Origin of the sequence: Halopseudomonas aestusnigri (assembly GCF_002197985.1) — a bacterium.
GTDB lineage: Bacteria > Pseudomonadota > Gammaproteobacteria > Pseudomonadales > Pseudomonadaceae > Halopseudomonas > Halopseudomonas aestusnigri.
In genome coordinates this window covers 1-14,530 of sequence record NZ_NBYK01000004.1, presented here as the reverse complement: position 1 = coordinate 14,530, position 14,530 = coordinate 1, and the positions used below count along the sequence as shown (strand labels likewise).

Here is a 14,530-nt window from a genome sequence, read left to right as displayed (position 1 = left end):
TCGCAACGGCTGGCCAGGTGCCAGCCGTTGCCGTTTCCGGAGGAACCTGATGACAACCTTGCTTTCGGGTCGCCAGCTCAGCCTTGAGCTTGCTGACGGCTGCGCAACCCTGACCTTCAATAACCCTCAGGCAATGAATGCACTCAGCGTTGAAATGGCGCAAGAATGTTTTCACGCCACCGAGCTGCTGCTTTCCCATGACGATGTGCGTGTTCTGCTGCTGCGCGGGGAAGGTCGGGCGTTTGTTGCCGGTGGTGATCTGCAGGCGCTGCAGTCGGATCCGGTTGGCGCTGCGATGGCAATCATTGAGCCCATGCACGCCTGCATACGTCAGTGGCACTCTGCGCCCTGGTTGACTTTGGCTGTTGTGCAGGGCGCTGCAGCCGGGGCGGGCTTGAGCCTGGTAGCGGCGGCGGACCTGGTGCTGGCTACCAGTGCGGCGCGCTTCGTTTATGCCTACAGTGATATCGCGACAACACCGGACCTGGGGCTGTCGTGGTCGCTGGTGCGACGGATCGGTCGCAGCAGAACGCTGGAGATGGCGCTTCTGGGGCACGGCCTCTCTGCTGAGCAGGCGTGTGAGTGGGGCCTGGTGCAGAGAGTTGTCAGCGCCGAGCAGCTTGATATCGAGCTGGCTGCGTTGCTCAAGCGCATCTTGTCGCTGGACCCCCAGGTAGTGCGGGCGACGATCGATCTGATCGATCTGGGATTGCAGCACGAACTGGCGACTCAGCTGGATGCCGAGCAATACAGCTTTGTGAGCTGTGCCAGTCGTCCGGCGTTTGCCGGCGCAGTCGCAGCGTTTCTGGCCAAGCGGCGCTGAGGTCGTCCAAATGGACGACGCGCAGACGCTTCACAGTTTCTAGGGTGGTTTGACTGGTTATTCTCATCCTCCTATGTGTTGTGAGTCTTTATGAAAAATATCATCACTGCCAGTCTCGCTCTTCTTTCCATGCTGCTCTGCTCGCAGCTGATTGCCGCCGAAGGGGAACAGGAGCAGCGGGCAAATGCCTTGCTCGAGCGTGCAGCCGAGTTCCTGAAAGCAGAAGGCGAGCGCAGTTTTGCCGTTTTCAGCAGGCAGGGCGACTTCACCGAAAGCGACTTGTACGTCTTCGTTATCGACCGCTCAGGCGTGATGGTTGCCAGCGGAGGACCATCCCGTGTGCTGATAGGGCGCAATATTGCATCCCTGCTGGATGACCATCTGCAGGAGACGTTCCAGCAGGTACTGGCAGTCGAGGAGGCCGATGGTGTTCAGGTTAGCGAGTATCGCTGGCTGAATTGGCAGCAAGGCAAGGAGGAGCGTAAGAAGGCCTTCTACCGAGTGGTAAACGATTACATCGTTGCCGTCGGCTACTACCTGCCGCGCACAGGCAAGCAGGGGGCGCTGGCCATGCTGGACAGGGTTGTCGAGGCACTAACCACGAATCAACAGGCCACCATTGCGCGAATCAATGATCTGGACAGCGCCTTCTATCAGGATGACCTTTACCCCTTCGTGGTCGATGGCGATACGCGTCGCTTCGTTGCACACGGTTACAACCCGGGGCTGATTGGGACACGCTTCGATACCCTGCGCGATCATGCCGGTAACCCGCTCGGTGACCCTGTGCTGGCGCTGATGACAGGGAAGGACGAGGCCGAGTTCAGTTACCAGTGGCGCAATCCGGTGACCCAGCAGGTGGAATCCAAAACCATTGCCATTCGCCGGCTCGGTAATCTGTTGGCGTGTGTCGGGTGGTACACCGAGTAATCCGGGCGGCAGCCCTTGCTGGTTGGTATATGAGTCAGGTGCAATTAGCGCGGTAGCCTTGGCCAGTTGCCGCGCCTTGCGCTGATAAGTCACTTCTGCAAAACCTGTCAGGCTTCAACGTCCCCATACATCGGTCTTCCTTCGAAAGCAGTGCATCTTATGATTGCCGAGGGTATTCGCGCCCGGCTTGTGTGCGGCCTTCTTTATGGGGCTATACCCATCCCTGCAGCTAGGGCAAACTCTCTCAGAACTGATATCGCGTCGGATTTTCTGTCTGTCTGCGTCCTGCAACGGCGCCTATCTACCCTGCGATACCCAATTACATTCTGATGGAGCCTGCATGAATCCGTCCACGCTGATCGGCATGGTTGCCGGTGTGCTGTTGCTTGCCACTGTTCTGGTGTTTTCAACGGAGGCACCGGGGCTGTTTCTCAATCTGCCCGGACTGGGGATCGTGCTGTTTGGCACGCTGGCGGCGACCTTTATCAGCTACCCCATGCGCGAGGTGCTGCGCATCTTCGGCCTGCTGGCAACGGTCATGCGGAATGAGCGGCTGTATGCGCGGCAGGACATCGAAGAGCTGATCAGAATCTATCGTATCTGGATGTCTGGTGACCTCAAGGCGGTTGAGCGTGCCCTTGAGCAGGTTGCCAATCCGTTTCTCAAGACCGGGGTTCAACTGGTGGTGGATATGACGCCGGAAGAGGATGTGATGGATCTTCTGCAGTGGCGCATAGCGCGTTTGCGTGCGCGTGAGCACGCCGAGGCGCAGCTGTTTCGTGTCATGGCCAGCTACGCGCCGGCCTTTGGCATGGTCGGGACCCTGGTCGGTCTGGTCAATTTGATGTTCCTGCTGGGCGACGGTGATGTCACCAGTATTGGCCAACAGATGGCAGTCGCCCTGATCACCACCTTTTACGGGGTGCTGCTGGCGAACCTGCTGTTCAAGCCGGTTGCGGTCAAGCTGGAGCGGCGCACCGAGGATCGTGTCGCGCTGATGAATACCATCATGCAGGGCATCTCGATGATGAACCGAAAATGCAGCCCGGCGGTGATGCGCGAAATGCTCAAGTCGTTCATGGCCCATTACCGGGACGAGATCAATGACGGCAGCAAGGGCAAGCCGGCGCTGCACGGCGAGGCTCGTGATGACTGATCTGCCGGGCGATGACGATGATCGCGCACGCAGCGTCCTGCTTGAAAAACAGCTGCATCTGACTGAGCTTGAACTGCAGCGGGCGCGGCGAGAAGGTGCTGTCGCTGCGCACAGGGCACGGCGACAGCCGATTATTCATGAAGCCTTCGAGCCTCCGGAAGAGGAGGGTTGGCTTACTGTCTATCTGGATGTATTGACGCTGCTGCTGGTGATGCTGGTGGTCATGCTGACGTTTGCCGGCTCGGTACGTGATAACTCATCGGGCAGCGTCGAGGTCGACACGCTCAGCGAGACAGCAGCTCCTGTGCAGATCGTTTCTCCGCCGATTACGCAGCCGGTTGTGCCGGCACCGACGTCCGATCCGCTTTCCGGGCTGGATACCTCAGCGCTGGGAGATGACATCGAGGTTATCTACAACGATCAGAGTGTGAGTTTCCGCATCAGCAGCGAGATCATCTTTGCACCGGCAGAGGCGGAGCTGAGTCTTGACGGTCTGCTGGTGCTGCGCAAGCTGTTGCCTTTGCTGCGTCAGGGTGAGCACCGCATTACCATTGCCGGGCACACGGACAGTCTGCCAATTCGCAGCCTGCGCTATCCGTCGAACTGGGAGTTGTCCGGGGCGCGTGCCGGCAGTGTGGTGCGTTACCTTGAGGCCAATGGTATTGCCAGTCAGCGTCTGGTCGCGGTGGGGTATGCCGATACGCAACCACTGCAGGGGAATGATACCGCCACCGGCAGGGCTGCCAACCGCCGAGTAGAACTTATTCTCGAAAAATAGCGGCATCCGCCGGGGCAGGGGGGCGCACATTGGCCTCGATTTGGCGCTCGTGTTCTTTGGGTGACATCAATGTGACATGATTGGGTGGCTGGGCGTCCCAATTGCGCTCATGGTTTTCATGGTTTTGCGGGAGGTTTGCCTTGCCGCTCAATATCAATTCGAGACTGCGCGCGCCTGCAGGCGCCGCTATGGTCAGCAGCTTTCGAGGTACTTGATGTTTCTGGATCTGGTCGAGAATCTGACGCTGCTGATTGCGCTCTGCTGGCTTCACGCAATGATCATGCGCTACCTGGATGGCTACGAGCTGCCTGGCAAGGTGTGCTCGGGAGTCCTCTTTGGCGCTGTGTGCATTGTTGGCATGATGATTCCGCTTGAGCTGGCTGATGGGCTGATCTTCGATGGCCGTACAGTGGTGCTCAGTATGGCCGCGTTTTTCGGTGGACCGCTGGTCGCGGGGATTGCCGGTGTGATGGCAGGGTTGTTCCGGCTGTCGCTCGGCGGTGTCGGCCTGATGCCGGGGTTACTGAACGTGGCCATGCCCGTATTGATGGGACTGCTGTTTCGTTATCTCTATCGGCACCATCGGATTCCCTTCAACGTGCTCTCGTTGCTGATATTCAGCGCCGGAATGCACCTGCTTGAGGTGCTGATTCTCGCGCTGCTGCCAGCTGACAATTATGCCCTGTTTCTGGAACATGCTCTGGTGCCGCTACTGGCAGTGCTGATCCCGGCCGCTGTTTTGCTTGGTCTGCTGCTGGAAGATGTGGAGCAGCAGCGGCAGGCACGTGATGCGCTGCGCCAGAGTGAGGCCTATCTGAAGGCAGTGACGGACGCGGTGCCGGATGTATTTATGGTGCTTGACGAGCAGGGCACCTACCTTAAAGTCAGCACGCCGCAGCACGAACTGCTTGCTGCTGAGCAATCAAAGTTGCTGAACAGGCGTTTGCAGGACGTATTGCCGAAGGAGCAGGCTGATCGTTTTCTCGAGTTTATCGCACGGACACTGGATACGGATCAACCGCAGTCTATCGAGTACAGCATGCAGACGCTGGCGGGGATCAGAACCTTTGAAGCGAGAGCACGACGTCTGGAAGTCATGGTTGGTGGGCGGCGAGCAGTGGTGCTGCTGGCACGGGACATCAGCGACCGGGTAGCCCTTGAGCTTGATCAGCGGATCGCTGCAATCGCGTTCGAATCACAGCAGGGGATGCTGGTTACCGACGCGCACACACGAATCATCAAGGCCAATCGCGCGTTCTCGGCCATCACCGGCTACAGCGAAGCAGAGGTTCTGGGCCAGCCGACGCGAATCCTCGGCTCGGGCCATCAGGGGGCTGAGTTTTACCGGCAGATGTGGCAGGCGCTTTACGAGACTGGTGGCTGGCAGGGCGAAATATGGAACCGTCGCAAGAGTGGCGAGGCATTTCCCGAATGGCTGACGATCAGCGCTGTACACGATGCCAAGGGACGCCTGACCAACTATGTTGCGTCTCTGACCGATATCAGTGAGCGCAAGGATGCCGAAGAAAAGATTCAGCATCTGGCCTTTTACGATCCGCTGACCAATCTGCCTAATCGGCGACTGATGCGCCAGCGCCTGGAGCAGGCGCTTGTGGTTTGTCGTCGCGAGCAGCACTACGCCGCGTTGATTTTCCTGGATCTGGACGACTTCAAGAACGTCAATGATCTCTACGGTCACCAGATTGGAGATGGGATGCTGTGTCAGGTTGCAGAGCGGCTTCGGCACGCATTGCGTGAGCGCGATACGGTAGCGCGCTTTGGCGGAGACGAATTTGTGGTTTTGCTTGAGGGCCTGGAAGTCAATGCGACCGAAGCGGCCACCCAGGTTGAACACATCGGCAGGAAGCTGCTGCAAACCCTGCGTGAACCCTACCTGATCAAGGATCAGGTTTTCAGCAGCAGTGCGAGCCTCGGCATTGTGCTGTTCAACGATGAGCAACACACCGCTGACGAACTGATGCAGTACGCTGATCTGTCGATGTACAGCGCCAAGGCGGCAGGCAAGGACATGCTGAGCTTCTATGACCCGCAGATGCAGGCGGTTGTGAGCATGCGGATCGAGCTTGAGGAGGACATTCGGCGAGGGCTTGCGCAGGAAGAGTTTGTGCTCTATCTGCAGCCCCAGGCCGATGCCAGCGGTAATGTTGAAGGGGCCGAGGCGCTTGTCAGATGGCAGCATCCTGCGCGGGGCCTGCTTGCGCCGGGCGTATTTATCGACATTGCCGAGCGCTCTGGGCTGATAGAGCCGCTGGATCTGGCAATCTTGCGTCAGGGTTGTGAGCTGCTGGCGCGATGGGCTCAGCAACCGCACACCGCAGCGCTGACGTTAGCCATCAACATTAGCGCGCGGTTTTTGTATCGGGACGATTTCGTCTGTCAGGTCAGAGACATTCTGCAGCACACGGGCGCCAGTGCGCTGCAGCTCAAGCTTGAGATTACCGAGTCCCTGTTGCTGACCGATGTAGACAAGGCTGTCTCTCGAATGCAGCTGCTGAGGGATATGGGGGTTCGGTTTGCCATTGATGACTTCGGTACCGGTTACTCATCCATGGCATATCTGCAGCGCCTGCCGCTCGACCAGCTGAAGATAGATCAGTCTTTTGTCCGAGGGCTCCCTGATGACAAAGGCAACGTCGCCATTGTGAGAGCGATATTGTCGATGGCCGAAGGGCTTGAACTTGAGGTCATCGCCGAAGGCGTTGAGCACCCGGCGCAACAGGACATTCTGCGTCTGCATGGCTGCAGGCACTTTCAGGGCTACCTGTTTGGCAAGCCGATGTCTGTGGATGCATTTATTGAGCTACTTTGAACTCTGGCACAAGAGCTGCTCGGCATCAGCTGCCGGTACGCTCGCCTCTGATGCCCAGTATGTGTCGCCGGATTGACCGGTTTGAAACCAGACCGGCGATCATGACCCTAAGCCTGTTCCATTCATGCACCCAGCGACTGTCGGTTGCGAGTTCAAAGTCGGGATCGCCCGCGCGAAGTCTGTTCACTGTCAGCCGCGGTAAGGCAAGGGAGTAGTCACCTCGATCGGTTATGACGCCTAACCGGTTTTTGCTGCTGAATAGCTCGTTGGCCGCGTCATGGTCAAGATCGTGGTTCGATGTAGAGAAGGTGCTGCCCGGAGCCAGTGTAGCGCTGTCGTGACTGAACGCAGCCAGCACCGGTTGCACATTCCGGCCTTCGATCAGCTCGCCCGCCACGCTGCGCAGATAGTGGATCTGCGGTCCCAGGATGTCGATGCGCTGGATGACCATTGGTCGATCGCTGCGGTTTTTGATTCGCAGGAATGTCGTCCAGTCGCCTGGAAGCAAGGAAGGACGAAAGTGAGCGGCAGTCACCACAAATGGCTTTGCTCGATGTCGCAGCAGACGAGTCCAGATGGTCAGCGCCGTGAGCAGGGCCAGCAGCGTAGCTATCCCGGCCAGTGTTGCGGCGTTGTCCCAGAGCCAGATAAAACGGTTCATTATTTCTCCATCAAAGGCGTCGAATCCGGGAAAGATACTTGCCGATCTCGGCTTGAATGGCAAAACAAAGTGCAAAGCAGATCCGCGTTCAGGGACGCCAACTGGTATCAGTCCGGGGTAACAGGGCGCTGCGCGACAGGTGCAGCAGTGCAGCTGGTCGGAAGCCCAGCGGCAGCGGCGCTACCCTGCTACAATCCGCGCTGACATTATTCAAGAGGAAAACTTATGGCTACCAATCGGTCCCGTCGCCTGCGCAAAAAACTGTGTGTTGACGAGTTTCAGGAGCTGGGCTTTGAACTGAATCTCGAATTCAAGAGCGATCTTGATATTGAGGCGATTGACGCCTTCCTGGACCAGTTCCTGGCTGAGGCAATGGACGCAAACAATCTGGATTACGTTGGTGGCGAGGGTTTTGGTCTGGTTTGCCTGGCCGAGCGCGGCTCGGTCAGCGAAGAGCAGCGTCAGGCTGTCGAGAACTGGCTCAAGGCTCGCAGCGAACTGGCTGTCTGTGAAGTCGGCCCGCTGCAGGATGCCTGGTATCCAGACAAGCCGATCAACGCAGCGGTTTAACAGCTTAGGGTCATCGGGTAATGATGGCCCAGGTTTGCAAGTAAAGCCCCTGGCCCAAAGGCAGGGGCTTTTTCGTAACAGCGTGCAGCCAGGAATAAGGTTTGGCTTTTTCCAGCGTTCAACGGCCAGAGTTTATTTTGGTGATTTATTTAGTGTAGTTAGCACTTTATAGCGTCTTTTTGTATCGTCTCATGCTGCATAAGCTTTATAAATTAAAGGCTTAAGTGGCTGTTTTTTTGAGTCCGTATTGTTTTTTCCTTGTTGTTGTCTTCCATTCTAAAATTCGCAGCCTTTCGCTCAGTAAGTTGAAGAGCGATTCTGCTTCATCAGAGCGCCAAGTATGCTCTGAACTCGCCGGTATGCGACCGGGCATTACATTCTGCTGATACCTTGGTTAGCAGCAAGGCAGCGATGATTGCCGCAGTTGGCTGGTTTTTTGGAGCGATATAGCCCCCATTCGGCTGGCAGAAGTTCTGATTGCTAATGCGACTTCTGTGTTGTTAGTGCTATTCGACTGCCGTACCTGATCCTGTCGCCGGATGCTGTTTGTTGTTTTTTTGGCGCTATTTAATTGGCGGCGGTCACGCGTGCATTATTACTCTCGGTCTGGAGAGTATTGACCTGAATCAACCTCTCTTTACTTATAGCTTTTCGCTGTAAATAGGCTTGTTTTTTGATTTACAGAATGATTAGTATGCTGGCACGTCGCCATTGGATTGGTTCGATCTTCTACCGAAGGAAGAGTTCATGCTTAAGAAGTCCCTGCTAGCTTTATCTGTTGTTGCCCTCGCAAGTGGTTGCTCTGTTACTCCCAACGTGATTACTCCGCAAAGCCTTGAAACGACAGCGCTTTCGGATATCGAACGCTTGGCGCAGGAGCAGGCTGTTGAGGCAGCGATCTCTCTGGATGAGGCGATCGCCCGCGCCGTTCTCAACAATCGTGATAAGAAATTGAAGTCCCTGGAAGCGGCTCTGGCCCAAGGGCAAATCGATCTTGTTCGCCATGAGATGTTGCCTGAGCTGACGGCATCGGCGGGTTATTCGAAGCGCAGTGAATACGCAGCGTCTGCCAGCGTCAACTTTACTGACGGCGAGCCGGATGCGCTGGGCCCGAACCCGGCTTACTCCGTTTCGCAGGGTCGCGAGCGTGATACTCAGGATGTTGCCTTCTCCTGGAATGTCCTCGACTTCGGTCTGTCCTATGTTCGTGCCCAGCAGCATGCGGACCGTTATCTGATTACCCGGGAGCGTGAGCGAAAAGTTGTTCACAACATTACCCAGGACGTGCGCGCTGCCTACTGGCGAGCAGTCTCGGCAGAGCGCCTGCTGAGCAAGATCAATCCCTTGATCGACCAAGCCAGTGATGCACTGGCGAACTCTCGCCAGGTAGAAACTCAAGGATTGCGCTCACCGCTGGATGCGCTGTATTACCAGCGCGAGTTGTTGGATATTCTCCGCGCGTTGCAGGCTCTGCGTCAGGACCTTATGGGGGCCAAGACCGAATTGTCGGCCCTCATGGGTTTGAAGCCGGGCACCCAGTTCTCGCTGGTTGACGTGTCGAATCCGGCTTTTGTGGTGCCTGAGCTGAGCGTGGGCCTGGCCGAGATGGAAGAGCAGGCGCTGCAGCAGCGCCCTGAACTGGTCGAAACTCACTACCAGAAACGCATTTCTGCTGCAGAGACAAAGGCAGCAATGCTGAGCCTGCTACCGGGTATTCAGTTGACCGCCGGCTCCTACCGGGACAGTAACGAATATCTGCTGAACCAGGATTGGACCAGTGTCGGCGCGCAGATCAGCTGGAACATGCTGGACGTGTTCAAGATTGGCGCTGAGCGTCGGATGGCCGAGACCCGCGAGGCGCTGACCGAAGAGCAGCGTTTGGCTACCTCCATGGCGGTTCTCACTCAGGTGCACCTCTCTCGCATCCGCTATGAGCAGGCGCGCAAAAGCTTCGATCTGGCCACCCAGTATCTCGGTGTTGCCGAGCGCATTGGCGAGCAGACCCGCAATGCCGCGGAGCACAAGCGCATGTCGCAGCTCGACCTGATTCGTGAGTCGCTTAACACTGTCCTGGCCGAGCTGCGCCGCGATGTTGCGTATGCCGATCTTCAGAACAGTTACGGTCGTGTGTTTGTGACCATCGGCATGGATCTGCTTCCGCAGGATTATCAGACTCTGAATGTAGAGGCGTTGGGCCAGGAGATCGGACAGCGCTTTGATCAGTGGCAGCATTCCGCACAAGGTGCACAGTCTGCGGAGGCCGCTGCGCCAGTTGAGTCCGTACAAGTTGTCACCAGCGACAAGACCAGCTGATGCGTCAGCGATTCAATCTGGGGCTGTCGCTGGCCCTGCTGGCAAGCGCGGCATCGGCTCAGGCCGAGTACCAGGCGCGAGCGGTGATCAAGTCACTGGACCGCGCCGTACTCTCGGGCGAGCTGGCTGCGCGCGTCCAGCGCATCCCTTACCTTCCCGGTGAGGCCTTTGAACGGGGAGCAGTTCTGGTTGATCTGGACTGTTCCCTGTATGACGCCCAGGCCGAGAAGGTGGCTGCTGAAGTTCAGGCAGCGCGAATCAAAAGCGAAAATGCTCGTGAGCTTGATGCCTTGAATTCAATCGGTGGGCTGGATGTCGCTCTGGCGCAGTCAGAATATGCCCAGGCGCTGGCTGAGCTGAAAATTGCCCGTCTCAACACCGACCGCTGTGTAATCAAGGCACCCTGGCGAGGCCGCGTTGTCGGTCTGCGGGTCAACGCCCACGAGAATATTCGCCAGCAACAGGAATTGATTGAGGTTGTGGGTGACCAGAACCTCGAGGCAGAAGTGGTTGTGCCCGCAGCCTGGCTGAACTGGCTGAGCGTGGGCCAGCCAATCAGCTTGCTGGTGGACAACCTTGCCGAACCCGAATCTGCCGAGGTTAGGGCGATTATTCCCGCAATTGATGCAGTCAGCCAGACAGTCCTGCTGAGAGCCAAATTGCCACAAAACACGCAACTTATACCCGGTATGAGCGCGACTGCCGTATTCAGCGAGCCCGCGCCCGCCGAAGAACAAGTCAGCCCCTGAAACAGACCATCTGGCCGGTGCCCTAAAGGGATAGAGGACATGAAAAAACATACCCCCGCTAACGCAGTTCGCTTTCGCCGCAAGCCCCTGATCAGTGCGCTGGAGCCGCGCATTTTGCTCGATGGTGCTGCGGTTGCTACCGCTGTAGAAATGACCACGGACGTGGCTTTTCAGGAGGCCGCAACGCATACCGCTTCGGCCGAACAGAGTATGCATTTTGCTGCGCCGGCGCCCACGGCAAGTGAGCCTGGTAATCGCCGCGAAGTCGCTTTTGTCGATACCTCGGTAGACAACTATCAGGACTTGATCGATGGGCTGGATGACGGTGTTGAAGTCATTCTGATAGACAGCAGCGAGAACGGCCTGGAACAAATGGTCGCCGCGCTGCAGGGGCAATCGGGTATTGATGCCATCCACCTGTTCTCTCATGGTGATGTGGGTGAGCTGAAACTCGGCACACTGACGCTCAATGGCGAGAATCTGGATGCCAATGCGCAGCTGCTCGCCGCGCTGGGTGAAACGCTGACCGAGTCGGGTGACCTGATGCTCTACGGTTGCTACGTCGGCTCTGACAGTGAAGGGCAGGGGTTTCTGGATGCAGTAGCCCAACTCACCAGCGCTGATGTTGCAGCGTCCGAAGACCTGACCGGTGCCCAGGCGCTCGGCGGGGACTGGGAGCTGGAGGTGACCAGTGGTTCGATTGAGACGACTGCATTGGTTGCGGCTGGGTACGATGGCACGCTGGCGCCATTGGTAATCTCCAACCTTGACGACCTCCAGTACAGCGAAGGTGACGGGGCGGTGCTGATTGACGGCGATGTGACCATCGGTGGCGGCACCGATTATACCGGTGGTTATATCGACTTCGAAATTGGTGGCGCGACGTCCTCAGAATCGCTGGGCTTCATAAGTGACAGCACACCCTCAACCGTGGACGGTGAAGTATCCATCGTTGGCACTACGGTATACCGGGGTAACGGGTCTGTCGCGATTGTGATTGGCAGCGTTGACCTGGTCAAAAACGGCGAAAATGGCCAGCCGCTGAGAATCAACTTCTCCAACGCATTTGAAAACGGCGACTTTCAGGATGGCACCAACGGTTCGACTGTGATCGCTGGCTGGACATCGGTCATGCAACGTCTGCGCATGGGCGTTGACCAAATCGCGGGGCAGCTTACACCTGTTGACCCAACCTACCCGGCTAGCAACGGTTCCGTGGGTGACAACACCACCGGTGGCAATTTTGTTCAAAGCGCCAAATTGTCCAATTATGCTGGCTCTGATGCGAGTGACTTGGCAATCGAGTTGGATACCGGGGCAGCCAGCTTTAATCAGTCTTATGGCGTTATTCGCGGCCCAGCCGTCTACAGTGACGGGGCTGTTGCACTGCAAGCTGGCGACAAGGTGTCCTTTGATTGGAAGGCACTTAGTGGTGGTGACGCCTATGATGCGTTTGGCTACATTATCGACGTCAATACCGGCGAAACCATTACCATTCTTGATCGCACTGGTACCAGTTCAAATCAAGAAACCAATTGGGCTCGTGAAGAGATCACTATCGGCGCGGGCCAAGAGGGGGTATACCGCTTTGTATTTGTAGCCGGTTCCTACGATTTCACCGGCGGCAACTACGTCGGCGGCAAGCTGATGATCGACGACGTCAAGGTCACCCAGGCCAACCCGCCGGGCCCGGTTGGTGACTCTGTACTGACCTCGCTTGCCCAGCGCATAACCTACGAAAATACCGCGGTCGACTACAACACACTGACCCGCACCGTTACCGTCTCGGTAATGGACAAGGCTGGCAATACCGGCTCCGATACCAGTCAGGTCACTATCGCTGAACGCAACAACGCTCCCTCGTTCAGTGGCAATGCAACACTCGGCGCTGTCAATGAAGACACCACGATTCCTGCAGGTAGCAGTGTGGGCACCCTGTTTGGCTCGCTGTTCTCGGATGTTGATGCATCCTTTGATCCGAAGGATTCACTGGCAGGTATCATCATCACCGGCGACGCCAGCGACTCCTCTCAGGGCGAGTGGCAATATTCCACTGATGGCACCAACTGGCTAGCGGTTGGTACTGTGTCGGCCGATGCGGGGCTGCTGCTGTCTTCTACTGCGAGTCTGCGCTTCGTTCCTGCGGCGGATTACAATGGCGCGCCCGGCAGCCTCAGTGTTCATGCTGTTGACAGCTCTGATCCCGGCATTACCTTCACCAGCGGTGCGACCAGACAAGCCTTTGATACTACTGCTGTTGGAAGCACCGGCGGCACAGCAGCGGTCTCGGCTGCAGCGGTTAGTCTTGGAACATCCATTACCGCAGTTAATGATATCCCGGTAATTGATAACAGCACCGGGACTGTAACCGGCGCGTCGGAGGATACTGCCAGGACCATTACCTACGCAGAACTGCAAGCCTTGGCCAACGCCTCTGACAAAGAGGATGCCTCGGTATCGTTCCGTATCGATTCCATTCTCAGTGGTACCTTGCGCCGCGAGTCTGGCGGGGTGCTGAGCGATGTCGTTGCCGGTACTACGCTGCTGGCACCAGGCGAGAGCCTGATTTGGCTGCCGGGCAGTAATGCCAACGGCGTACTCTCGGCTTTCACGGTGAAAGCCGTTGACAGCCAGAACGGGGTGTCTGCTGCCAGCTTGCAAGTCAATGTGCAGGTCGCGGCCGTCAATGATCCGGTTTCCATTACCGGCAAGTCATCCGTCACACTTAACGAAGACTCTTCAATTCTCATCAACGGGTTCGCCCTGACGGATGTTGAAGGGGATAACGTCACAGTTCGTATCAGTTCAAACCATGGCAACCTGACTCTGGATAATCCAGGTTCGGTCTCTGTTTCCCAGTCCGGTGGCCACACTCTGGTGTTCTCGGGTGCTATTGGCGATGTTCAGGCCGCTCTTAACTCGCTTCGTTACGCAGGTGATGCCGATTACTTTGGTAGCGACCAGCTGACTATCGAAGCGAGTGACGACAGCGGCACCAGCTGGCAACCCTATCGGGTGGATGAGCAGGGCTTGTTCTACAACCCTGCGAATGGGCATTACTACGAGTACGTCAGTTCGCCCGGTATGACCTGGGCGGACGCTAAGGCAGCCGCCGAGAGCCGCGAGTTGTTTGGCTTGAAGGGGTATCTGGCGACCGTAACCTCCGCTGAGGAAAATGCCTTTATTACTCCGAAGCTGGGTGGCGATGGCTGGATGGGCGCCAGCGACGCTGCTATTGAAGGGCAATGGCGCTGGGTAACCGGGCCAGAGGCGGGCACGCTGTTCTGGACTGGTACGGGTAGCGGTAGTTCGGTTGACGGCAACTATGAAAACTGGGGTGATGGTGAACCGAACAATGCTGGCGAAGAAGACTACGCGCACTTCATCTCCAGCAATGGGAAATGGAATGATTATGCATTCAACAACGGTGCCATTAGCGGCTACATCGTCGAGTACGGCGGAGCTGGATTTGGCACTTTGGAAGCAGCTACCCTCGACATCACCATTAACGCAGTAAACGATACCCCAGTCGTGACAGGCGTCGATACTGATGGCGCCATCAATGATAGCGGTACGCTCACAGATACTGGTTCCATCACCTTTGCTGACGCAGATCCTTCTGATCGGCCTGCGGCGACAGAGACGACCAAGTCGGTTACCGCCAAGCGGGCTGATGGCACCACCAATCTGCCGCTGACCACTGAGCAGCTGGCAGCGATA

The 14,530-nt window shown here is 57.2% G+C and carries 10 protein-coding genes; 9 read left to right on the top strand and 1 reads right to left on the bottom strand.

Features of this window, described 5'->3' with window-relative positions:
* Positions 1–49 precede the first annotated feature (49 nt).
* The 5 genes from B7O88_RS07790 (at position 50) to B7O88_RS07770 (ending at position 6,517) form a co-directional block, all read left to right on the top strand.
* Entirely contained in the window at positions 50–823 is a 774-nt protein-coding gene (locus tag B7O88_RS07790; RefSeq protein WP_088274940.1) for an enoyl-CoA hydratase/isomerase family protein, read from the top strand.
* A gap of 90 nt (positions 824–913) precedes the next feature.
* Positions 914–1,753, top strand: coding sequence for a cache domain-containing protein (locus tag B7O88_RS07785; RefSeq protein WP_088274938.1), 840 nt, complete (start codon positions 914–916; stop codon positions 1,751–1,753).
* A gap of 340 nt (positions 1,754–2,093) precedes the next feature.
* Positions 2,094–2,909 carry a motility protein A gene (locus tag B7O88_RS07780; protein WP_088274936.1) on the top strand — a complete coding sequence of 272 codons (816 nt, stop codon included), beginning with the start codon at positions 2,094–2,096 and terminating at the stop codon, positions 2,907–2,909.
* On the top strand, positions 2,902–3,687 hold the full coding sequence (locus B7O88_RS07775) for an OmpA/MotB family protein (RefSeq protein WP_088274934.1): 786 nt from the start codon (positions 2,902–2,904) through the stop codon (positions 3,685–3,687). Before B7O88_RS07780 ends, B7O88_RS07775 begins: the two co-directional genes overlap by 8 nt.
* 214 nt (positions 3,688–3,901) lie before the next feature.
* Complete coding sequence (locus B7O88_RS07770) at positions 3,902–6,517, top strand: EAL domain-containing protein (RefSeq protein WP_088274933.1); 2,616 nt, start codon at positions 3,902–3,904, stop codon at positions 6,515–6,517.
* 25 nt (positions 6,518–6,542) lie between these two features.
* On the opposite strand, the gene B7O88_RS07765 is transcribed toward B7O88_RS07770, so the two are convergent.
* Positions 6,543–7,178: a hypothetical protein gene (locus tag B7O88_RS07765; protein WP_088274931.1), complete on the bottom strand. Its 636-nt coding sequence runs from the start codon at positions 7,176–7,178 to the stop codon at positions 6,543–6,545.
* Between the two features lie 225 nt (positions 7,179–7,403).
* Here B7O88_RS07765 and B7O88_RS07760 point away from each other — a divergent pair, with 225 nt between their 5' ends.
* The 4 genes from B7O88_RS07760 to B7O88_RS07745 all read left to right on the top strand — a co-directional run.
* The gene (locus B7O88_RS07760; RefSeq protein WP_088274929.1) at positions 7,404–7,748 is read left to right on the top strand and encodes a YggL 50S ribosome-binding family protein; all 345 of its coding nucleotides are present in this window, start codon (positions 7,404–7,406) and stop codon (positions 7,746–7,748) included.
* Between the two features lie 747 nt (positions 7,749–8,495).
* Positions 8,496–10,061, top strand: coding sequence for a TolC family protein (locus tag B7O88_RS07755; RefSeq protein WP_088274927.1), 1,566 nt, complete (start codon positions 8,496–8,498; stop codon positions 10,059–10,061).
* Positions 10,061–10,810 carry an efflux RND transporter periplasmic adaptor subunit gene (locus B7O88_RS07750; protein ID WP_088274925.1) on the top strand — a complete coding sequence of 250 codons (750 nt, stop codon included), beginning with the start codon at positions 10,061–10,063 and terminating at the stop codon, positions 10,808–10,810. The genes B7O88_RS07755 and B7O88_RS07750 overlap by 1 nt, the downstream gene beginning before the upstream one ends.
* Positions 10,811–10,849: 39 nt before the next feature.
* Positions 10,850–14,530, top strand: a 3,681-nt coding sequence (locus B7O88_RS07745) for a DUF4347 domain-containing protein (RefSeq protein ID WP_140418571.1), incomplete at its 3' end; no start/stop codon positions are given.

Bases quoted from the DNA above. Each gene is read 5' to 3' on its own strand.
- B7O88_RS07785 (WP_088274938.1), top strand. From the start codon at position 914: ATGAAAAATATCATCACTGCCAGTCTCGCTCTTCTTTCCATGCTGCTC.
- B7O88_RS07750 (WP_088274925.1), top strand. From the start codon at position 10,061: ATGCGTCAGCGATTCAATCTGGGGCTGTCGCTGGCCCTGCTGGCAAGC.
- B7O88_RS07790 (WP_088274940.1), top strand. From the start codon at position 50: ATGACAACCTTGCTTTCGGGTCGCCAGCTCAGCCTTGAGCTTGCTGAC.
- B7O88_RS07760 (WP_088274929.1), top strand. From the start codon at position 7,404: ATGGCTACCAATCGGTCCCGTCGCCTGCGCAAAAAACTGTGTGTTGAC.
- B7O88_RS07780 (WP_088274936.1), top strand. From the start codon at position 2,094: ATGAATCCGTCCACGCTGATCGGCATGGTTGCCGGTGTGCTGTTGCTT.
- B7O88_RS07770 (WP_088274933.1), top strand. From the start codon at position 3,902: ATGTTTCTGGATCTGGTCGAGAATCTGACGCTGCTGATTGCGCTCTGC.
- B7O88_RS07765 (WP_088274931.1), bottom strand. From the start codon at position 7,178: ATGAACCGTTTTATCTGGCTCTGGGACAACGCCGCAACACTGGCCGGG.
- B7O88_RS07775 (WP_088274934.1), top strand. From the start codon at position 2,902: ATGACTGATCTGCCGGGCGATGACGATGATCGCGCACGCAGCGTCCTG.
- B7O88_RS07755 (WP_088274927.1), top strand. From the start codon at position 8,496: ATGCTTAAGAAGTCCCTGCTAGCTTTATCTGTTGTTGCCCTCGCAAGT.